Annotated in this window: 18 protein-coding genes and 1 riboswitch; of the genes, 10 read left to right on the top strand and 8 right to left on the bottom strand. The window is 72.1% G+C overall.

Features of this window, described 5'->3' with window-relative positions:
- Positions 1-115: 115 nt before the first annotated feature.
- From JK356_RS00005 to JK356_RS00015, 3 genes are all read left to right on the top strand, one after another.
- On the top strand, positions 116-1120 hold the full coding sequence (locus JK356_RS00005) for a hypothetical protein (protein ID WP_201865303.1): 1005 nt from the start codon (positions 116-118) through the stop codon (positions 1118-1120).
- Positions 1121-1202: 82 nt separating this feature from the next.
- Complete coding sequence (def, locus tag JK356_RS00010) at positions 1203-1832, top strand: peptide deformylase (RefSeq protein ID WP_201865304.1); 630 nt, start codon at positions 1203-1205, stop codon at positions 1830-1832.
- 133 nt (positions 1833-1965) lie between these two features.
- Positions 1966-2700, top strand: coding sequence for a D-Ala-D-Ala carboxypeptidase family metallohydrolase (locus JK356_RS00015; protein ID WP_201865310.1), 735 nt, complete (start codon positions 1966-1968; stop codon positions 2698-2700).
- A gap of 72 nt (positions 2701-2772) precedes the next feature.
- Here the strand turns inward: JK356_RS00015 and JK356_RS00020 are convergent, their stop codons facing one another.
- The 6 genes from JK356_RS00020 to JK356_RS00045 all read right to left on the bottom strand — a co-directional run bounded on the left by JK356_RS00020 (position 2773) and on the right by JK356_RS00045 (position 10323).
- Positions 2773-3729, bottom strand: a complete 957-nt coding sequence (locus JK356_RS00020; protein ID WP_201865687.1) for a ribonucleotide-diphosphate reductase subunit beta — start codon at positions 3727-3729, stop codon at positions 2773-2775.
- Between the two features lie 89 nt (positions 3730-3818).
- Complete coding sequence (locus JK356_RS00025) at positions 3819-6188, bottom strand: ribonucleoside-diphosphate reductase subunit alpha (RefSeq protein WP_201865312.1); 2370 nt, start codon at positions 6186-6188, stop codon at positions 3819-3821.
- Positions 6189-6292: 104 nt separating this feature from the next.
- Positions 6293-6455: riboswitch (cobalamin riboswitch) on the bottom strand.
- Positions 6450-6989, bottom strand: coding sequence for an N-acetyltransferase (locus JK356_RS00030; RefSeq protein ID WP_201865314.1), 540 nt, complete (start codon positions 6987-6989; stop codon positions 6450-6452). (Overlaps the previous riboswitch by 6 nt.)
- Positions 6990-7053: 64 nt before the next feature.
- Positions 7054-7254, bottom strand: a complete 201-nt coding sequence (locus JK356_RS00035; RefSeq protein ID WP_201865316.1) for a YbdD/YjiX family protein — start codon at positions 7252-7254, stop codon at positions 7054-7056.
- Complete coding sequence (locus JK356_RS00040) at positions 7251-9482, bottom strand: carbon starvation CstA family protein (protein WP_201865318.1); 2232 nt, start codon at positions 9480-9482, stop codon at positions 7251-7253. Before JK356_RS00040 ends, JK356_RS00035 begins: the two co-directional genes overlap by 4 nt.
- Before the next feature lie 46 nt (positions 9483-9528).
- A complete protein-coding gene (locus tag JK356_RS00045) occupies positions 9529-10323 on the bottom strand; it encodes a GntR family transcriptional regulator (RefSeq protein WP_201865326.1) in 795 nt (264 codons plus the stop codon).
- A gap of 245 nt (positions 10324-10568) precedes the next feature.
- Here JK356_RS00045 and JK356_RS00050 point away from each other — a divergent pair, with 245 nt between their 5' ends.
- The 5 genes from JK356_RS00050 to JK356_RS00070 all read left to right on the top strand — a co-directional run bounded on the left by JK356_RS00050 (position 10569) and on the right by JK356_RS00070 (position 16333).
- The gene (locus tag JK356_RS00050) at positions 10569-11849 is read left to right on the top strand and encodes an extracellular solute-binding protein (protein ID WP_201865333.1); all 1281 of its coding nucleotides are present in this window, start codon (positions 10569-10571) and stop codon (positions 11847-11849) included.
- 3 nt (positions 11850-11852) lie between these two features.
- Entirely contained in the window at positions 11853-12833 is a 981-nt protein-coding gene (locus tag JK356_RS00055; protein WP_307815323.1) for a sugar ABC transporter permease, read from the top strand.
- Complete coding sequence (locus tag JK356_RS00060) at positions 12830-13648, top strand: carbohydrate ABC transporter permease (RefSeq protein WP_307815324.1); 819 nt, start codon at positions 12830-12832, stop codon at positions 13646-13648. Before JK356_RS00055 ends, JK356_RS00060 begins: the two co-directional genes overlap by 4 nt.
- A gap of 35 nt (positions 13649-13683) precedes the next feature.
- Positions 13684-15198 (top strand): glycoside hydrolase family 3 protein, encoded by a 1515-nt coding sequence (locus tag JK356_RS00065; RefSeq protein ID WP_201865335.1) that lies wholly within the window; start codon positions 13684-13686, stop codon positions 15196-15198.
- Between the two features lie 76 nt (positions 15199-15274).
- Positions 15275-16333 (top strand): SIS domain-containing protein, encoded by a 1059-nt coding sequence (locus JK356_RS00070; protein ID WP_201865336.1) that lies wholly within the window; start codon positions 15275-15277, stop codon positions 16331-16333.
- A gap of 21 nt (positions 16334-16354) precedes the next feature.
- Here JK356_RS00070 and JK356_RS00075 read toward each other — a convergent pair whose 3' ends face one another.
- Positions 16355-17110 (bottom strand): SDR family oxidoreductase, encoded by a 756-nt coding sequence (locus tag JK356_RS00075; RefSeq protein ID WP_201865337.1) that lies wholly within the window; start codon positions 17108-17110, stop codon positions 16355-16357.
- Between the two features lie 100 nt (positions 17111-17210).
- Between JK356_RS00075 and JK356_RS00080 the strand changes: the two genes are divergently transcribed.
- On the top strand, positions 17211-17813 hold the full coding sequence (locus JK356_RS00080) for a TetR/AcrR family transcriptional regulator (RefSeq protein WP_201865338.1): 603 nt from the start codon (positions 17211-17213) through the stop codon (positions 17811-17813).
- A 273-nt stretch (positions 17814-18086) separates the two neighbouring features.
- A complete protein-coding gene (locus JK356_RS00085; RefSeq protein ID WP_201865339.1) occupies positions 18087-19574 on the top strand; it encodes a sensor histidine kinase in 1488 nt (495 codons plus the stop codon).
- A 158-nt stretch (positions 19575-19732) separates the two neighbouring features.
- On the opposite strand, the gene JK356_RS00090 is transcribed toward JK356_RS00085, so the two are convergent.
- Positions 19733-19990 (bottom strand): WhiB family transcriptional regulator, encoded by a 258-nt coding sequence (locus tag JK356_RS00090; protein ID WP_059012246.1) that lies wholly within the window; start codon positions 19988-19990, stop codon positions 19733-19735.
- Between the last annotated feature and the right edge of the window lie 316 nt (positions 19991-20306).

The raw sequence follows: 20306 nt of genomic DNA on the forward strand, positions 1-20306 counted from the left end.
ATGCTGTGAGCAGGGGACCGTACCCGCATGGTTGGATGCCCTGCGGGACGGACAGGAGAACCCTGACACGACCGTGGAAGCCTGAGCGCGTGAGTCGGGAAACGGACAGGACATCGTGAGGATCTTCGGCAGGATCCGGCAGCGGCCGTCCACGGACTGGCGGCTCGCTACCAACCGGGCCTTCACCCTCATCGACGACGGCCGCTACGAGGACGCGGGCGCGCTGCTGACCCGCGCCGCCGACCTGGAGCCCTGGCTGTCGCAGTCCTGGTTCAACCTCGCGCTGCTGCACAAGTTCCGCCACGACTGGGAGGCCGCCCGCATGGCCGGGCTGCGCGCCGTCGCCCTGCTGGAGAAGGACGCGGGCGCGCCCGACTGGTGGAACCTCGGGATCGCCGCCACCGCGCTCCAGGACTGGACGCTGGCGCGCCGCGCCTGGCAGGCGTACGGCCTCAACGTGCCCGGCGCCGCCTCCGCCGCCGCCGAGCCGCTGGGCATGAACCTGGGCGGCGCCGCCGTCCGGCTGTCGCCCGAGGGCGAGGCGGAGGTCGTCTGGGGCCGCCGGATCGACCCGGCACGCATCGAGGTGCAGAGCATCCCGCTGCCCTCCTCGGGCCGCCGCTGGGGCGAGGTCGTGCTCCACGACGGGGTACCGCGCGGGGAACGCACGACCGTCGCGGGCGGCCTCACCGGCGGCACGCCCTCGGTCTTCCCGGTCTTCGACGAGATTGAGCTGTGGGCGCCCAGCTCCGTGCCGACGTGGGTGGTGCTGATCGAGGCGGCCACGCCCGCCGACCGGGACGCCCTGGAACGCCTGGCGGCCGACGCCGGATACGCCGCCGAGGACTGGTCGGCCTCGGTGCGGCTGCTGTGCCGCTCCTGCTCCGAGAGCCGCATGCCGACGGAGGAGGGCGACGGCCTCGCACTGCACGACCCGCACGACCACAGCGTCCCCGGGCATCCGGGCCCGCTGGGGCACACCGGGGCGGGCGCGCTGTGGACGCCGGAGCGGGAGTGCGGCATCGCCGCGCCCGCCGCCCTGGTGCGCGGCCTGCTGGACGGCTGGGTGGCTGACAGCCCCGACACCCGGGAGTGGCGGGATCTGGAAGAGGTCTGCTGACGGCCCGGCCGGGCGGCTGCACGGGGGCCGTAAGCTGTACGGGTCCCCCTCAAGACCGTGACCGGAAGGCGAGCGGCCGACCATGGCGCAGCATGACACCGATGTCCCGCTCAGCGGCGAGTTCATTGACGACACCATCGACTGTGCGGAGCGTGAGCGCGCGCACCGGGAGCGTGGCACGGTCCGGCCGATCACCGTCGTCGGGCACCCGATGCTGCACCGTGAGTGCCGGGACGTCACGGAGTTCGACGACAAGCTGGCCGCGCTGATCGACGACATGTTCGCCAGCCAGCGCGCCGCCGAGGGCGTGGGCCTGGCCGCCAACCAGATCGGTGTGGACCTGAAGGTCTTCGTCTACGACTGCATGGACGACGACGGTGTCCGCCACGTCGGGGTGGTCTGCAACCCCGTGCTGGAGGAGCTGCCCGCCGAGTCGCGCGTGCTCGACGACAACAACGAGGGCTGCCTGTCCGTGCCGACGGCGTACGCCGAGCTGGCACGTCCCGACGTCGCGGTCGTCCGGGGCCAGGACGCCACGGGCAAGCCGATCCGGGTGCGCGGCACCGGCTACTTCGCCCGCTGCCTCCAGCACGAGACGGACCACCTGTACGGCTACCTGTACATCGACCGCCTCTCCAAGCGGGAGCGGAAGAAGGCGCTGAAGATGATGGCCGAGGGCACGCCGCGCTACGAGACGGTGCCCAACGACTGAAGCCGTGAGCCGCGCGGGCGGCGCCATTGGCATGGGCCGGTGGCGCCGCCCGCCGCGTCATTGACGCGCGTTGAACGATCCGACACGCTCGTTGGGACCAAGCTCTTCCCCGTAACTCCCCATCGGAGGAAGCATGTTCAGACGGCTGCTGCGCGTCGTTCTCACCGTGGCCATGGTCGCCTCCGCCTCGCTGGCGGTCACCGTCACCACCGCGGGCACCGCCCGCGCCGACGGCTGCTACACCTGGAACCGCACGCTCTCCCAGGGCGCGTCGGGCGAGGACGTCAGGCAGCTCCAGATCCGCGTGTCCGGTTATCCCGGCTACGGCAACGTCCTCGCCATCGACGGCGAGTACGGTCCGGCGACGGCCGCCGCCGTCACCCGCTTCCAGGAGGCGTACGGCCTCAGCGCGGACGGGATCGCCGGGCCGGAGACGTTCAACCAGATCTACGCGCTCCAGGACGACGACTGCACGCCGGTCCACTTCACGTACCCGGAGCTCAACACCTGCAACTCCGACTGGTCTGGCGGCGCGGTCTCGGCCGCCGCGGCGCGCGAGAACGCGCTGATCAACATGTGGAAGCTGGAGGCGCTCCGGCACGCCCTCGGCGACAGCCCCATCAACGTCAGCAGCGCCTTCCGCTCCTACTCGTGCAACAGCGCGGTCGGCGGGGCGAGCGACAGCCGGCACCTGTACGGCGCTGCCGTGGACCTCGTGGGCTCGCACTCGTTCTGCACGCTGGCGCTCCAGGCCCGCTACCACGGCTTCAACGGCATTCTGGGGCCGGGCTACCCGGGGCACGACGACCACACCCACGTGGACACCCGGGCCAGCCGCTACTGGTCGGCACCGACCTGCGGCATCTGACCGGCGCCCGCCTGCGGCCCGGGTGTCCCGGCGGCTCCGCACCGCCGGGACACCCGGGCCCGGCCTCCCGTGCTAGAACTCGTCGTCGAAGGAGACGCTGCCTTCGACCGCCACCTGGTAGGCGGAGGGGCGGCGTTCGAAGAAGTTCGTCAGCTCCTGCACGTCCTGGAGCTCCATGAACGGGAACGGGTTGGACGCGCCGAAGACCGGCTCAAGCCCGAGCCGCACCAGCCGCTGGTCGGCGACACACTCCAGGTACTGCCGCATCGACTCAGTGTTCATCCCCGGCAGGCCGTCGCCGCACAGGTCGCGCGCGAACTGGAGCTCGGCCGCCACCGCCTCCTTGACCATCCCGGTGATCTGGCGGCCCATCTCCGCGTCGAACAGGCCGGGCTCCTCCTCGCGGACGGTGTCCACCACGTGGAAGGCGAAGGCCATGTGGCAGCTCTCGTCGCGGAACACCCAGTTGGTGCCGGTCGCCAGGCCGTGCAGCAGGCCCCGGGAACGGAACCAGTACACGTAGGCGAACGCGCCGTAGAAGAACAGCCCCTCGATGCAGGCGGCGAAGCAGATCAGGTTCAGCAGGAAGCGGCGCCTGTCCTCCTTGGTGACCAGGGTGTCGATGTCCTCCACCGAGTCCATCCACCGGAAGCAGAACCGCGCCTTCTCTCGGATCGAGGGGATGTTCTCGATGGCGGCGAACGCCTCGGCGCGCTCGTCGTGATCGGGCAGGTAGGTGTCCAGCAGCGTCAGGTAGAACTGGACGTGGACCGCCTCCTCGAACAGCTGCCGCGACAGATAGAGCCTGGCCTCCGGGGAGTTGATGTGGCGGTAGAGCGTGAGGACCAGATTGTTGGCGACGATGGAGTCGCCGGTCGCGAAGAACGCTACGAGCCGGCTGATGAGGTGCTGCTCGCCGGGGGAGAGCTTCGCCAGGTCGGCCACGTCGGAGTGCAGGTCCACCTCCTCCACGGTCCAGGTGTTCTTGATGGCGTCGCGGTACCGCTCGTAGAACCCCGGGTAGCGCATCGGGCGGAGCGTCAGCTCGAAGCCGGGGTCGAGGAGGTTCCGTTCGCCGGCGGCGGGCGGCTGGGGCAGGGTCTGGGGCTGGGACGTGTTCACTGGCAGGCCTCGCAGATCTCGGGGTTCTCGAGCGAGCAGGCGGCCGCCTGCCCGGGTACGGGGGTGCTCGCGCCGTGGGGTGCGGCGGTGCGGGCCGCGGTGCCGCGTGCCGCGCGCGCGATCCGGGTCGCCGGGCGCGACCGCAGGTAGTAGGTGGTCTTCAGGCCGCTCCGCCAGGCGTAGGCGTACATCGAGCTGAGCTTTCCGATGGTCGGCGCGGCCAGGAAGAGGTTCAGCGACTGGCTCTGGTCCAGGAAGGGGGTGCGGGCCGCGGCCATGTCGATCAGCGCGCGCTGCGGGATCTCCCACGCCGTGCGGTACAGCTCGCGCAGCTCCTCGGGCAGGCCCGGCAGGCCGAGCACGGAACCGTTCGCCTCGCGCAGCGCCTCCCTGGTGCCCTCGTGCCACAGCCCGTGCCGCTTCAGGTCCTCCACCAGGTAGGTGTTGACCTGGAGGAACTCCCCGCTGAGCGTCTCGCGCTTGAACAGGTTCGACACCTGCGGCTCGATGCACTCGTACACGCCCGCGATCGCGGCGATGGTGGCCGTCGGTGCGATGGCGAGCAGCAGCGCGTTGCGCATGCCGGAGCGGGCGATCCGGGCGCGCAGCGCGGCCCAGCGGTCCGGCCAGCGGAACGTGACGTCCTGGTAGTGGTCCGGGTGCAGCACGCCGCGCGCCGTCCGCGTGTCCAGCCAGGCGGGGTGCGGGCCGTGGCGTTCGGCGAGGTGGGCGGAGGTCTCGTAGGCGGCGAGCATGAGGCGCTCGGCGATGGCGGTGGACAGCTCGCGGGCCTGCGGGGAGCCGAACGGCAGCCGCTTGCGGAAGAACACGTCCTGCAGGCCCATCACCCCCAGGCCCACCGGCCGCCAGCGGGAGTTGGAGGCGGCGGCCTGCCGGGTCGGGTAGTAGGTGAGGTCCACGGCCCGGTCGAGGAACAGCACGGCGGTGCGCACGGTGGCGTCCAGCCGCTCCCAGTCCATCTCGCCGTCGTCGCCCAGGTGGGCCGCGAGGTTGACGGAGCCGAGGTTGCACACCGCGGTCTCCCCGTCGTCGGAGACCTCGATGATCTCGGTGCACAGGTTGGAGGAGTGCACGACCGAGCCGGGCCTGGCGGTCTGGTTGGCGGTCCGGTTCGCGGTGTCCTTGAACGTCATCCAGCCGTTGCCGGTCTGCGCGAGCGTGCGCATCATCCGGGCGTACAGCTGCCGCGCGGGGACGGTCCGCACGGCCAGCCCGGCCGCCTCGGCGCGGCGGTAGGCAGCGTCGAACTCCTCGCCCCACAGGTCCGGCAGTTCGGGCACGTCGGCCGGTGAGAACAGCGACCACTCAGCGTCGGCTTCGACGCGGCGCATGAACTCGTCGGGGATCCAGTGCGCGAGGTTCAGGTTGTGGGTGCGGCGGGCGTCCTCCCCGGTGTTGTCCCGCAGCTCAAGGAACTCCTCGATGTCGGCGTGCCAGGTCTCCAGGTAGACGCAGGCCGCGCCCTTGCGCCGCCCGCCCTGGTTGACGGCGGCCACCGAGGCGTCCAGCGTCCGCAGGAACGGCACGATGCCGTTGGAGGTGCCGTTGGTGCCGCGGATCAGTGAGCCCCGGGCGCGCACCCGGGAGTACGGCAGGCCGATGCCGCCGGCGTGCTTCGACAGCCGCGCCACCTGGTGGTAGCGCTCGTAGATCGAGTCCAGGTCGTCCCGGGGGGAGTCCAGCAGGTAGCAGGACGACAGCTGGGGGTGGCGCGTGCCGGAGTTGAACAGCGTGGGGGAGGAGGGCAGGTAGGCCAGGCGGCTGGTGAGCCGGTACAGCTCGGCGACCTCTGCCAGCGCCGTCTCGTCCTCGCCGCCCGCCAGGCCGCAGGCGACGCGCAGCAGGAAGTACTGCGGGGTCTCGATGACCCGGCGCGTCACCGGGTGGCGCAGCAGGTACCGCGACTCGACGGTCCGCAGGCCGAAGTAGCCGAACCGGTCGTCGGCTCCCTCCCCGGCCGCCCGCTCGGCCAGGCCGTCCAGGGCGGCGGCATGCCGGCGGACGAACGCGGCGGTGGTGTCGGCGATCAGGCCCTCGCGGTGGCCCACGGCGATGGCGGACGTGAACGAGCCGGCGCCCTGTTCCGCCGCCTCCTCCCGGATCGCCAGCGTCAGCAGCCGCGCCGCCAGCCGTGAGTAGGCGGGTTCCTCGGCGATGAGCCCGGCCGCCGCCTCGGTGGCCAGCGCGCGCAGCTCCGCCGGCGTGGACCCGGCGTGGCGGCCGCGCAAGGCCGCCTCGGCCACCCGGCCCGGATCGGCGCCGGGCAGATCCGCGGCGAGGCCGTGCAGCGTCCGCAGCAGCCCGGCTGTCGCCGGCTCCGCGGGGGCTTGGGGTGCGGTGGTCACGGCAGTCGTTCTCCCTCGTGCTCCGTGGGGCGCCCCGTGGGCAGGGGCGACGGACGCAGGAGAGGAGAAGCGTGCGCGTCGGCGAGCCCAACCCACGAGGCCCGGACGTGGTCAACGCCACCGGCAGGCATTCGGACTCGCGACAAGCAGCACGGAACGGCTTATCGCACACCGTTGCGGGACAGTTCCGGACTCACACCGGATTCCCCTGGTCGGCAGCGAGTATGAGCATACATGTTGTGCCGCACAGGGGAAGAGGCCCTATATGTTGTGTCTCTGCTCGGAGGGGGGCGTGAGGTCGATCGCGAACGCCCGCAGCCTGATGCCGGGACGGGGCTCCCAGTCGCGCTGCGGCTCTCTGGCGAAGCCCAGCCGCTGGTAGAGCCGGTGCGCCGTTCGCATCTGCGAGAGGCTGGAGATCACCACCCGCCGGCACCCCAGCGCTGTGGCCCGGTCCAGGCACGCGCGCACCAGCGCCTCGCCGACGCCCCTGCCCCGCGCGGCGGGGGAGACGGCCAGCATCCGGAACTCGGCCTCGTGCGCCCCGGCCGCCACCTCGGTGAGCGCGCTGCCCGGCGGCGCGAACGTCACCGTCCCCAGCGGGGGCGCCCCGGGCGCCGCCGGACCGGCGGCCACCAGCACCTCGCCGTGGGCCGCGCGCCCCCGCGCGTCGCGCAGCTCCGCCAGGTACGGGTCCCGCTCGCCGTGCGTGAGCAGCCCGTCGCGCAGGTACACGGCCGCGGCCAGCTCCCCGGCGGCGTCCAGCTCGCCGGGGAGCGCGGTCCTGATCTCAGTGTCCATGCCGCCAGTGTGAGGGCACCCACTGACAGTCCGGCCCGGCGGCGGCTGCCGGACCGGCGCGCCTTCAGCAGCAGCCGCGGCGGGGAGCGGCGCCGTCGCCGTAGCGCTCGGCGACGCGCCGCCGCTCGAACTCGCGCCGGCTGAGCACCGGTGCGTGCGGGTCCTGGGTCCTGGCGCGCTCGACGTACCGCTCGTACGCCGTCTCGCCGGTGAACTCCCGCACGTACCACCACAGCCGGGCCAGCCGGCGCCGCACGGCCGTCATGTTCCGGCCCCCTCACGCCGGGCACCGCCCGGGGTTTCGCCGGGCACGCCGCCGCCGTGGCCGAGGCCGGCCGCGGCCAGCTCGGCCCGTTCCTCCTTGGTGGGGATGAGCCCCGCGGGCGCGATGATCCGGGACTCCACGCGCGGGGCCTCCGCCAGCTGCACGGAACCGGGGTCACGCAGCGCCTTGAGGCAGATCCGCGCGGCGTCCACGAAGACGACGAGCACCAGCAGCGCCAGCACGGCGCTGAGGACCGCGTCCAGCGTCGCGTTGTTGACGATCGTCTGCATGTCGTCCATGTCCTGGGCGGGGCCGATCACCTCGCCGGCGTCGATGCCCTCCTGGTACTGGTCGCGCTGCGCCAGGAAGCCGACGCGCGGGTCGCCGGAGAAGACCTTCTGCCAGCTCGCGGTGAGCGTCACGATCGCCACCCATGCCATCGGCACGGCGGTCACCCACGCGTACTTGGCGCGCCCCGACTTCACCAGCAGCACGGTGCACACGGCGAGCGCCACCGCACCCAGCAGCTGGTTGGAGATGCCGAACAGCGGATAGAGCGTGTTGATGCCGCCGAGCGGGTCGTTGACGCCGACCCAGAGCAGATAGCCCCACAGGCCCACGACCAGCCCGCTGGTCAGCAGGATGCCCGGCAGCCAGGTCGTGGACCGCAGCCGCGCCATGGAGCGGTGCGTGCTGGCCAGCGCGTCCTGGAGGATGAAGCGGCCCACCCGCGTCCCCGCGTCGATCGCCGTCAGGATGAACAGCGCCTCGAACATGATGGCGAAGTGGTACCAGAAGCCCATCATGGCGTCGCCGCCGAGGAAGTCGGCCAGGATGCCGGCGAGGCCGAGCGCCAGCGTGGGCGCGCCGCCGGTCCGCGACAGCAGCGACTCCTCCTCGACGGCCTCGGCCGCCTGGGACAGCTGCTCGGGCGTGAGGGTGAATCCCCAGGAGGTGATGGTCTCCGAGGCCGACTGCAGGGTGTCACCGATGACCGCGGACGGGGCGTTCATCGCGAAGTAGACGCCCGGTTCCAGGATGCAGGCGGCGGTGATCGCCATCATCGCGACCGAGGACTCCATCAGCATCGCGCCGTAGCCGATGGTGCGGACCTGCGTCTCCTTCTGGATCATCTTCGGCGTGGTGCCGGAGGAGATGAGCGCGTGGAAGCCGGACAGCGCGCCGCACGCGATGGTGATGAAGACGAACGGGAAGAGCGATCCGGCGAACACCGGCCCGTCGCCGCGCGAGGCGAAGTCGGTGACGGCCTCCATCCGCAGGTCAGGCAGCACCACCAGGATGGCCAGGGCCAGCAGCCCGATGGTGCCGATCTTCATGAACGTCGACAGGTAGTCGCGCGGCACGAGCAGCAGCCACACCGGCAGCACCGAGGCGGCGAAGCCGTAGACCACCAGCCAGATGACGAGCGTGTTCGGCGAGAGAGTGAAGGCGTCCGCCAGTGAGGAGTTGGCCACCCAGCGGCCCGCGACGATCGCGAGCAGCAGCAGCGCGGCGCCGATCACCGACACCTCCGCGACCCTGCCGGGCCGCAGGAAGCGCAGGTAGCCGCCCATGGCGAGCGCGATCGGGATCGTCATGCCGACCGAGAAGGTGCCCCAGGGCGACTCCGCCAGGGCATTCACCACCACGAGCGCCAGCACCGCCAGCAGGATGATCATGATCACGAAGATCGCGACCACCGCCGCGAAGCCGCCGACGGGGCCGATCTCCTCGCGCGCGATCTGCCCGAGCGACTTGCCGTCCCGGCGGGTGGAGAAGAAGAGCACCACCATGTCCTGGACCGCCCCGGCGAAGATGACGCCCGCGATGATCCAGATGGTGCCCGGCAGGTAGCCCATCTGCGCGGCCAGCACCGGCCCGACCAGCGGCCCGGCGCCGGAGATGCCGGCGAAGTGGTGGCCGAGCAGCACGCGCCGGTCGGTCGGGTGGAAGTCGAGGCCGTCGTTGAGGCGTTCGGCCGGGGTGGCCCGGTTGTGGTCGGCCCGCAGCACTCTGGTGGCGATGAAGCGTGCGTAGAACCGGTACCCGATCGCGTAGGAGCCGAGGGCGGCGGCCAGCATCCACGCCGCCGACACCTCCTCGCCGCGCGACAGCGCGAGCATCGCCCAGCCGCAGGCACCCACCAGAGCCACGGCCGTCCAGATGAGGAGGGAACGCAGTGACGCTCCCCGCAGCCGCTTTGCCGTTTCCACGCCAACTCCTGTCATTGTCGACCGTTCGCGCGCCGAATTTAGGCCATGAACGAAAGAATGACTACGGGGTCTGTGCGGGCGGGCGCTCCAGAGTGGCGACGAACTTGTACCGGTCGCCCCGGTAGACCGAGCGCACCCATTCCACCGGCTCGCCGTCCGCGTCACGGGAGTGCCGGGAGAGCATCAGCATCGGCAGGCCCACGTCGGTCCCGAGCAGCCCGGCCTCGCGCGGCGTCGCCAGGGAGGTCTCGATGGTCTCCTCGGCCCGTGCCAGGTGCACGCCGTACACCTCGGCGAGCGCCTCGTACAGCGACGTGTAGCGGACGAGGCTGCGCCGCAGGGCGGGGAAGCGGGCCTGCGAGAGATGGGTGGTCTCGATCGCCATCGGCTCGCCGCTGGCCAGGCGCAGCCGCTCGATCCGCAGCACGCGGCCGCCCTCGGGCAGGTCGAGCAGCTCGGCGAGGCGTTCGTCGGCGGTGATGTAGCCGATGTCGAGCAGCTGCGAGGTGGGCTCCAGGCCCTGGGCACGCATGTCCTCGGTGTACGAGGTCAGCTGGAGCGCCTGTGACACCTTGGGCTTGGCGACGAAGGTGCCCTTGCCCTGGATGCGCTCCAGCCGCCCCTCGACGACCAGTTCCTGCAGCGCCTGGCGCACGGTGGTGCGGGAGGTGTCGAACTCGGCGGCGAGCGACCGCTCGGGCGGCACGGGTGAACCGGGCGGCAGCGCCTCGGTCATCTCCTTCAGGTGCCGCTTGAGGCGGTAGTACTTCGGGACCCGTGCCGTCCGGCCCCGGTCGGCCGTGCTGTCGGTCGCAGGGCCCGTCACGCCCGCGGTCGAGCCCCCGTCCCTCGCCATGGCATGCCCTTCCCCGATGTCTCGCCGTTGCCGTCCCGTGGCGCGGCTCTTCGCATCTCGTGCCTCACATCGTGACACGCGGCGCAGCGACGGGCGCCCCGCAAAGGGTGACGGTCCGGTAACGGCGCGCGGGGCTGCCGCGTGGAGCGTTGACACCCGATGTGGTCTAGTCCAGTCTTCGGATTATCTGGTCTATACCAGTCGTGGCCCCGTTCCGTCCCCGCATGCCCCGACGAGGAGGCCATGTGAAGCGCAGGCTCGCCGCCCTGGCCGTGCTCGTCACGGCAGCCCTCCTTCCCGCCTCCCTCACCGGCTGCGGCGCCGCCTCCGGCGGCGGGCTGACCGTCTGGCTGATGGACGGCTCCGCGCCCGAGTCCTGGGTGACCGCGCTGAACGAAGCGTTCGAGCGCCGCCACGGCGTCGAGGTCACCGTCGAGATCCAGCAGTGGGACGGCATCCAGAACCGCCTCACCACCGCCCTGTCTGAGAACGACACGGTCGACGTGCTGGAGATCGGCAACACGCAGACCGCTGGCTTCGCGGCGGCGGGCGGCCTGGCCGGCCTGGACGGGGACGAGTGGTTCGCCCGGCAGCCGTGGAACGACGTGATGCTCTCCTCCGCCCGCCTCGGGGGCACCCAGTACGCCGCCCCCTGGTACGGCGCCAGCCGCGTCGTCGTCTACGACAAGAGCGTGTGGCAGGAGGCGGGCGCACAGGTGCCGCGCACCCGGAGCGAGTGGCTGCGCGCCCTGGAGCAGGTGCGCGACAACACCGATGCCGAGCCCCTCTACCTGCCCGGGCAGAGCTACTACGTGCTCGGCGGCTTCCTCGCGGACGAGGGCGGCCAGTTCGCCGCCCAGGCCCCGGGCGGCGGCGGGGAGAACGGCACCCCGGCCTGGCGCGGCGCGCTCGCCACCCCCGAGGGCGAGGCCGCCATGGACTTCTACCGTGAGCTCCAGTCGTTCTCCCGCGCCCCGGCCGACGCGGACGAGGCGTCACCGCAGCAGTCGACCGAGGTCATCCCCAACCGCGAGATCGCTTCGTGGATCGGGCTCGGCTGGGAGGTGCGCGCCGCGGCCGAGGCCCTGCGCGAGCGCGGCCGGGAGGCCGACTTCGGTTTCTTCCCGATCCCGGGCCCGACGGCCGACAAGCCCGGACACGTCTTCCTCGGCGGCTCCAACCTGGCCGTCTCCGCCCGCGCCGGCGAGCCGGAACTGGCGCGGGAGTGGATCCGGATGGCCACCTCCCGGGAGTGGGCGCGGCGGTTCGCCGACGAAAGCGGCGGGGGAGTGGTGCCGGGCCGCGACGACGCCCTGACCGAGCCCGAGCCAGGCAGCTTCGACGCCGCCATGGCCCGCGCCGCCGAATCCGGCTACCTGCCGCCGCTGACCATGGGCTGGGCCAACGTCGAGACCGAGCCCAACCCGGTCAAGGAGCTGATGACGCGGGCGCTGGGCGGCGAGAACTACGCCAACGCCGCCGCCGAGGCGGACGCCGAGATCACGACCCGGATCAACCGGGAGTAGGCCGTGGCTGTCGAGACCGGAAGCATCGGCGAACGGCCGGGCGGGGCCCGGCCCCGCCCGGCGGGCGCCGCGGCCCGGCTGCCGCGGCTGCGGCCGCCGGACGGCTGGCTGCCCTACCTGCTGCTGGCGCCGGCCGTGGCGGGGCTGCTCGGCGTGCTGGGGTATGCGCTGGTGCGCACCGTGGTGATGTCGTTCCAGGACTTCGGCCGGCGAGAACTGATCACCCGCACCACGCAGTGGACGGGGCTGTCGAACTACCGTCAGGTCCTGGGGGATGAGCGCTTCTGGGCCGCCACCGGACGCACCTTCGGCCTGGTCGCGGCGGGCGTGGTGGCGATCATGGTCCTCGGCACGCTGACGGGGCTGCTGCTCGCCCGGCTCGGCACGGTGATGCGGCTGGTGCTGTCCGCGAGCCTGGTCGCGGCCTGGGCCATGCCGGTCATCGCGACGACGACCGTGTTCCGCTGGCTGTTCGACACGCAGTTCGGCGTGGCCAACTGGGTCATGCGCACCCTCGGCTTCTCCGGTTACGAGCAGCACAACTGGTTCGCCTCCGGCACCTCCACCCTGGCCATCGCCGCGCTGCTCATCGTCTGGGGCTCCGTGCCCTTCGTGGCGCTGACGTTCTACGCCGGGCTCACCACGGTCAGCGCCGAGATCATCCAGGCCGCGCGGATGGACGGCGCCTCCGCCTGGCGGATCTTCTGGTCCGTGCTCGTGCCCATCCTGCGGCCCTTCTTCCTGCTGACGACCTTTCTGGAGACCATCTGGGTCTTCAAGGCGTTCGCGCAGATCTACGCACTCAACGGCGGCGGGCCGAACCGCGGCTCCGAGACGCTGCCGGTCATGTCGTACATCGAGGGCATGGGGCAGAACCAGTACGGCGCCGCCGGCGCCATCTCCGTGCTCACGCTGGTGATCCTGCTGGCCGTCACCGCCTGCTACTTCCGCATGGTCGTGGCGGCGGAGAAGGAGGAAGCGTGAAAGCCCGCGGCGCGGCGCTGACCGTGACGGCCCTGGCGCTGTCGGCGCTCTTCCTCTTCCCCGTGTACTGGATGCTCGCCACCTCCTTCAAACCGGACTCGCAGGTCCTCACGCCCGAGCCGGTGTTCTTCTTCTGGCCCACCACCGAGCACTACGCCACCGCCACCGGCGTCGACCTGTTCTGGCGGTACGCCGGCAACAGCCTGCTCGTCACCACCGGGGCCGTGCTGGTGGCGCTCGCCGTCGCGCTGGCCGCCGCGTTCGCCCTCGCCCGGATGCGGTTCCGCGGGCGGCGCGCCATGGTGCTGGCCGTGATGGCCGCGCAGATGGCGCCCTGGGAGATCCTCATCATCGCGACCTACCTGAACGCCCGTGACCTCAACGCCCTCAACAGCCTCACCACGCTCTCCCTCGTCTACGCCGTCATGGCGCTGCCCTTCACCATCTGGACTCTGCGTGGTTTCATCGCGGCGGTGCCCATGGAACTGGAGGAGTCGGCGATGATCGACGGCTGCGGGCGCGCCCAGGCTTTCCTCAGGGTGATCTTCCCGCTGCTGGCTCCGGGGCTGATGGCCACCTCCCTGTTCGGCTTCATCATGGCGTGGAACGAGTACGCCATGGTGCTCGTGCTCAACAAGGCACCCGACGCGGCCACCCTGCCGCTGTGGCTGAACCGCTTCCAGACCAACTTCGGCAACGACTGGGGCGCCACCATGGCGGCCAGCTCGCTGTTCACCGTCCCCGTTCTCCTCGTCTTCCTGCTTCTCCAGCGCCGGGTCGCCAGCGGGTTCACCGCGGGCGCCGTGAAGGGATAGACAACCGACAGTGAAGGGACAGCAAAGGGGTGGCTATGACCTCCGTGGAACGTGACGCCCTCGCCGTGCTCCAGCCGCCCTTCGCGGGCCCCACGGCCCCCAGCTGGCTGCTGCGGCTGCTTGAGGAGGGCCTGACCGGCGTCGGACTGTTCGGCTCGAACATCGAATCGCCCGAGCAGCTCGCCGCGCTCACCGCTGCTCTGCGCGAGGCGCGGCCGGAGGTGCTCATCGCCACCGACGAGGAGGGCGGCGACGTCACCCGCCTCGACGCGCAGACCGGCTCGGCCTACCCGGGCAACCACGCCCTCGGCGCCGTCGACGACCCGGACCTCACCCGCGCCGTCGCGGCCGCGATAGGCAGCCGGCTCGCCGCCTGCGGTGTCAACGTCGACTGGGCCCCCTGCGCCGACGTCAACAGCGACCCGCGCAACCCGGTCATCGGCGTCCGCTCCTTCGGCGACGACCCCGCCCTGGTGGCCCGGCACACCGCCGCCTACGTCGAAGGGCTCCAGTCCGCGGGCGTCGCCGCGTGCGTCAAGCACTTTCCCGGCCACGGCGACACCCACGTCGACTCCCACCTCGCCCTGCCGCGCGTGGACGTCACCCTCGACCAGCTCCGCCGGCGCGACCTCGTCCCCTTCGAAGCGGCCATCGCGGCGGGCACCCGCTGCGTGATGAGCGCCCACATCCTGCTCCCCGCGCTCGACCCCGCGCACCCGGCCACCCTCAGCCCGGCCGCGCTGGCCGGCCTGCTGCGCGCCCCCGCCGAGCAGGGCGGCCTCGGCTTCGACGGGCTGATCTACACGGACGCCATCGAGATGAAGGCCATCTCTGACACCCACGGCCTCGCCGGAGGCTGCGTCCTGGCCATCGCCGCGGGCGCCGACGCGCTGTGCGTCGGCGGCGAGCCGTGCGACGAGGAGCAGGTGCTGTACCTGCGCGACGCCCTGGTCGCAGCCGTCCGGGAGGGCCGGCTGAGCGAGGAGCGGCTCCACGACGCCGCCGAGCGCGTCCGCGCGCTGGGGGCCTGGGCCGCCGCGGCCCGGGCCACCGCCTCCCGTCCGCAGCCGCCCACGGACATTGGCCTGCAAGCCGCCCGCCGCGCCCTGCGCGTCATCCCCGGCACCGCGCCGTTCCGCCCCCTGACCACGCCGCCCTACGTCGCCGCGCTCACCCCGGGCGTCACCATGGCCGTCGGGCGGCGCACCCCGTGGGGGCTGGAGCCGGCGCTCAACCAGCTGCTCCCCGGCACCCGGGGCGGCTGCTACGGCCCTCACGACGTGGATGCCCCGGGCGGCGGCGCCGGGGCGACTGCCGCGCGGATCCTCGCGGACGCGGGGGAGCGCCCGGTTGTCGCCGTCGTCCGCGACGCGCACCGGCACCCGTGGATGCAGCGCATCCTGGCCGCGCTGCTTCAGGCGAGGCCGGCCACCGCCGTCGTGGAGATGGGTGTGCCGCACGGGAAGCCGGCCGGCGCACCGTACCTGGCCACCCACGGCGCCGCCCGCGTGTGCGGGCAGGCCGCCGCCGAGGCGCTCACCGGCCGGTGAGCGCCGCCCAGCGTGCGGTCACCACGGCCGACCACGCGCGGCGCACAGCGCACGCGAACCGACTCACGGAGGGGCGATGACGGAGACGACGACCGAGCCGGGCCACCTGATGGCGGGGGAGATGGCGCAGCAGCCCGAGGTGCTGCGGCGGCTGCTGCACGAGGGCGCGCCCCGCATCGCGCGTACCGCTGCGCACATCGCGGCCCGCGGCCCGCGATTCGTGCTCCTCACCGCCCGCGGCACCTCGGACAACGCCGCGCTGTACGGCAAGTACCTGCTGGAAATCCTGCTGGGACGGCCCTGCGGCCTCACCTCGATGTCCGTGACCACGGCCTACCAGGCCCGGCAGGACCTCACCGACTGCCTTGTCATCGCCGTCAGCCAGTCCGGCGGGTCGCCTGATCTGGTCGCCTCGACCACGGCGGCCCGCCGGGCCGGGGCGGTCACCCTGGCCGTGACCAACAACCCGGACTCGCCGCTGGCACAGGCGAGCGAGTACCACATCGACATCCTCGCGGGCCCGGAGCGGGCGCTGCCCGCCACCAAGACCTACACCGCCGAACTGCTGGCCCTGTACCTGCTCGCTGAGAGCCTGCGCGGGCGCGACGGGGGCACCGCCGCCGCCCCGCTGCCCGGCCTGGCCGAGCAGGTCCTGGCCCGCCACGACGAGGTGCGGCAGCTCGCGGGCCGCTACCGCTTCGCCGAGCGGATGGTCCTCACCTCGCGCGGCTTCGGCTACCCGACCGCCAAGGAGGCGGCGCTGAAGCTGATGGAGACCAGCTACATCCCGGCCCTGTCGTACTCCGGCGCCGACCTGCTGCACGGGCCGCTGGCGATGGTGGACAACGTCTCCCCGGTGATCGCGATCGTGACCGGCGGCAAGGGCGGCCAGGCACTGCAACCGGTGCTCGACCGGCTCAAGGAACGGGGCGCCGACCTGGTCGTCGTCGGCCCCCGGGCGGCCGTGTCCGCCGCCTCGGCGGGCTTCGTCCTGCCCACCGAAAGCCTGCCCGAGGAGCTCCAGCCCGTGCTGGAGATACTGCCGCTCCAGCGCCTGGCCTACGAGATCACCCTCGCCCGGGGCCAGGACCCGGACGCGCCCCGTGCCCTGGCCAAGGTCACCCGGACCAGCTGAGTGCCCGGCCGCCCCGCCGGCTCACAGGAACTGGCCTCCGCTGGTGTCGATCCACTGGCCGGTGACCCAGCGGGCGTCGTCCGACACCAGGGCCGCGACGACGCCCGCGATGTCGCCGGGCTGCCCGACCCTGCCGAGCGGCACCGTCTCGGCCATGTGCCGCTGGGCCTCCTCGGTGCGCAGCCACCCGGCGTTCATGTCCGTGTCCACTGCACCGGGAGCCACCGCGTTGACCGTGATGCCCCGGGGGCCCAGCTCCTTGGCCAGCGCCGCCGTGAGGGCGTCGAGCGCGCTCTTGGTCATGGTGTAGGCGACGACGTCGGTCTTCGCGCCGGGTGACCGGGTCAGCCCCGTCGAGAGGTTGACGATCCGGCCGCCGTCCCGCAGCCGCCCCAGCGCCTGCTGGATGAGGAAGAAGGGCGCCCGGGTGTTCACCGCGAACAGGCGGTCGAACTCCGCCAGGGGGGTCGTGGCGAACCCGGACGAGGCGCCGATGATGCCCGCGTTGTTCACCAGGATGTCCAGTCCGTCGGCGTGCGCGTCGAAGGCGGTCCACAGCGTTGCGGGCCCCTCCGGCAGCGCGAGGTCGGCGCGGACCGCGAAGGCGCTGCCCCCGGCCGCTTCGATCGCCGCGACCGTCTCCTTGGCGGCTGTCTCGTTCCGGCCGTAGTGGACCGCTACGCGCGCCCCGTCGCGCCCCAGCCGCTCGGCGATCGCTCGCCCGATGCCCCTGCTGCCTCCCGTGACCAGGGCGGTCTTGCCCACGAGCGTGCTCATGACGCCGCTCCACTTTTCTCTAGCGGGTGTTACAGAAAGAACGGTAACAGCTGTCCTGAGTATTCTGAAGCGGGCTTTACAAAAACTAGAATCGGTGCCCATGACCACGCAGAAGCCACGCGGCAGGCCGCGCTCGTTCGACCGCGAGGCGGCACTGGAGCAGGCCCTGCGGACGTTCTGGGAGCACGGCTACGACGGCACCTCCGTGGCCGATCTGACGCGTGCGATGGGCATCGGCCCGCCGAGTCTGTACGCCGCCTTCGGCGACAAGCGGACCCTCTTCGAGGAGGTGGTGGAGTCCTACGTCACGCGGTACGGCGTCTTCCTGCGCCGCGCCCTCGATGAGGAGCCGACCGCCCGCGCGGCCATGGCCCGGATCCTGCGCGAGGCCGCCGACGAGTACACCCGGCCGGGCCGCCCGCCCGGCTGCATGGTCATCTCCATCACGGGCAACAGCGCCGAGTCCTCCGAGGCCGCCGCTTCCCTGCTGCGGGCCAAGCGCGCCCGGAACACCGAGATGTTCACGGAGCGCATCCGCGCGGGCATCGCCGCCGGTGAGCTGCCCGCGGACACGGACGCCGCGGCGCTCGCCCGCCTGGTGTCGGCGGTCATGCAGGGGATGAGCCAGCAGGCCAGAGACGGCGCGAGCCGCGAGGAGCTGGAGACGACGGCCGAGCTGGCGATGCGGGCCTGGCCCGCCTGACCGGGCCGCCAGCGCACGGCAGCAGGCCCGGCACCCACGGGCCGCGGCGCCAGAGGGAGACCCTCAACCCCCTCGGCACCGCAGCCCGGAGCGATACGGATCCAGGGCGCCGTCAGGGCAGAGAGCGCGCCGGGACCCCGCTCTGCCCTCCTGTGCGGGGGAGGGCAGAAGTCTCGCGGCCGGGCCCCATTCTGGACTCCCCGCGCACCGTGTGTCCATGCTCCGCACGCTCTTCCCGCGCGGCGGCACCGTAAGCTCGCCAGTGTGCCCTCCATGAACGACCTCGTCCGCCAGCACACCCGGCTCAGCGAGCGGGACCTTGAGTGGCTCCACCTGCTCGTGTCCGAATGGCAGCTGCTCGCGGACCTCTCCTTCGCAGACCTCGTGCTGTGGCTGCCCACCAGCGACGGCAGCCGCTACGTGTCCGTCGCGCAGATGCGCCCCAACACCGGGCCGACCTCCTACCAGGACGACATGGTCGGCCACCTGGTGCCCCGCGGCCGGCGCCCGCTGCTGGACGCCGCTCTCGACGAGGGCAGGATCGTCCGTGAGGGAGACCCGGAGTGGCGCGAGGAGGTGCCGGTCCGGGTCGAGTCCATCCCGGTCCGGCGCGAGGGCCGGGTGCTCGGCGTCATCGCCCGGAACACCAACCTGCTGACCGTGCGGACCCCGAGCCGTCTGGAGCTCACCTACCTCCAGAGCGCCTCCGACCTGGCGCAGATGATCGCGGGCGGCACCTTCCCGTTTCCCGGCCAGCAGGTCGGCATGGACCGCGCGCCCCGCGTCGGCGACGGCTTCATCCGGCTCGACGCCGACGGCGTCGTCCAGTACGCCAGTCCGAACGCGCTCTCCGCGTACCACCGGCTGGGCCTGGCGACCGACCTGGTCGGCCTGCCGCTGGGCCCGACCACCGCGCGCCTGGCACCGACCCGGGGACCGGTGGACGAGTCGCTGGTGAAGCTGGCCAGCGGCTGGGCGCCCCGGGAGACGGAGATCGAAGGCGACGACTGCGTGGTCCAGTTGCGCGCCATCCCGCTCAAGCCCAAGGGCGAGCACATCGGTTCGCTGATACTGCTGCGCGACGTGACCGAACTGCGCCGCCGCGAGCGCGAGCTGATCACCAAGGACGCCACCATCCGGGAGATCCACCACCGGGTGAAGAACAACCTCCAGACCGTGGCCGCGCTGCTGCGCCTCCAGTCCCGCCGCATCGGCGCCAGCGGCGACGAGCGCGCCCGCGCCGCGCTGGACGAGGCCGTGCGGCGCGTCGGCTCGATCGCCATCGTCCACGAAACGCTGTCTCAGAACCTCGATGAGCGCGTGGAGTTCGACGACATCGCGGACCGGGTCATCGCCATGGTCGGCGAACTCTCCCCGGACGGCCGGGTGACGGGCCACCGCCTGGGCAAGTTCGGTGTGCTGGACGCGGAAACGGCGACGCCGCTGTCGATGGTGCTCACGGAGGTGCTGCAGAACGCGCTGGAACACGCCTTCGGGCCGGGCGAGCGCGGCCGGATCGAGGTCAGCGCCACGCGTACGCAGCCCCGGCGCGGCGAGCCCGGCCGCCTGCTTGTCACCGTCACCGACAACGGCCGTGGTCTGCCCGAGGGTTTCGACCCGCGCGCCGGCGGCAGCCTCGGCCTGCAGATCGTGCGCACCCTCGTGGAGGGCGAGCTCGGCGGCGGCTTCGACATGGTGCCCGCGCCCGAGGGCGGGACCCGCGTCGTCATCGACCTGCCGGTGGAGGCCGCCAAACGCTGAGCCCCGGCCGGGAGTGAGGAAACTCCTGGTCGGGGCTCAGCGGCTGTTGCGAACGCTTCGTTGGTGTGTGTCGCACCGTCGTTGGTGCTGCGTGCTGCGGCTCGGGGCAGCGGCGGGGTGGCGGCCGCCGGCGGGCGGAAGCCTGACGACGCCTGGTGTCAGGCGCTTGCCTTGCGCGCGCGGTTGCGAGCGGCACGGCGCTTCATCGCGCGGCGCTCGTCCTCACTCATCCCACCCCAGACGCCGGAGTCCTGGCCGGACTCCAGGGCCCACTGCAGGCACTGCTCCATCACGGGGCAGCGGCGGCAGACGGCCTTGGCTTCCTCGATCTGCAGCAGCGCAGGACCGGTGTTGCCGATGGGGAAGAACAGCTCGGGGTCTTCCTCGCGGCAAACGGCGCTGTGACGCCAGTCCATGTCTGCTCCATCTCCTGCACGTTGCAGTTACATTGCTTGTGAATGTGAACGCTTTCACGAATCCCCTCACAAAGAACGAGCTGCCGCTCAGGTGTCTGCTGGTGAGGACTCCTGCCGCGATCCGCGGGCTAGGGAGGGAATCCGGACTCTCAAGGGGGCCGATGAGTCGGCCGTCCCGATCGCCATGAAGAGGTTCGCAAACCTCGGCGGCGGATACAACCCCTTCCGGGAAGTTTTTTTTGATTCGTTGGTGTCGGTTAGCTCACAGCCCTACTTCCCTCGGGTGGGGCGTGGCCTAAACGTTCGACTGGAAGGA

Source organism: Streptomyces sp. 7-21, from assembly GCF_016741785.1.
GTDB lineage: Bacteria > Actinomycetota > Actinomycetes > Streptomycetales > Streptomycetaceae > Streptomyces.

Bases quoted from the DNA above. Each gene is read 5' to 3' on its own strand.
- def (WP_201865304.1), top strand. From the start codon at position 1,203: ATGGCGCAGCATGACACCGATGTCCCGCTCAGCGGCGAGTTCATTGAC.
- JK356_RS00015 (WP_201865310.1), top strand. From the start codon at position 1,966: ATGTTCAGACGGCTGCTGCGCGTCGTTCTCACCGTGGCCATGGTCGCC.
- JK356_RS00020 (WP_201865687.1), bottom strand. From the start codon at position 3,729: ATGCGCTACCCGGGGTTCTACGAGCGGTACCGCGACGCCATCAAGAAC.
- JK356_RS00030 (WP_201865314.1), bottom strand. From the start codon at position 6,989: ATGGACACTGAGATCAGGACCGCGCTCCCCGGCGAGCTGGACGCCGCC.
- JK356_RS00035 (WP_201865316.1), bottom strand. From the start codon at position 7,254: ATGACGGCCGTGCGGCGCCGGCTGGCCCGGCTGTGGTGGTACGTGCGG.
- JK356_RS00040 (WP_201865318.1), bottom strand. From the start codon at position 9,482: ATGACAGGAGTTGGCGTGGAAACGGCAAAGCGGCTGCGGGGAGCGTCA.
- JK356_RS00045 (WP_201865326.1), bottom strand. From the start codon at position 10,323: ATGGCGAGGGACGGGGGCTCGACCGCGGGCGTGACGGGCCCTGCGACC.
- JK356_RS00065 (WP_201865335.1), top strand. From the start codon at position 13,684: ATGACCTCCGTGGAACGTGACGCCCTCGCCGTGCTCCAGCCGCCCTTC.
- JK356_RS00070 (WP_201865336.1), top strand. From the start codon at position 15,275: ATGACGGAGACGACGACCGAGCCGGGCCACCTGATGGCGGGGGAGATG.
- JK356_RS00075 (WP_201865337.1), bottom strand. From the start codon at position 17,110: ATGAGCACGCTCGTGGGCAAGACCGCCCTGGTCACGGGAGGCAGCAGG.
- JK356_RS00080 (WP_201865338.1), top strand. From the start codon at position 17,211: ATGACCACGCAGAAGCCACGCGGCAGGCCGCGCTCGTTCGACCGCGAG.
- JK356_RS00085 (WP_201865339.1), top strand. From the start codon at position 18,087: ATGAACGACCTCGTCCGCCAGCACACCCGGCTCAGCGAGCGGGACCTT.
- JK356_RS00090 (WP_059012246.1), bottom strand. From the start codon at position 19,990: ATGGACTGGCGTCACAGCGCCGTTTGCCGCGAGGAAGACCCCGAGCTG.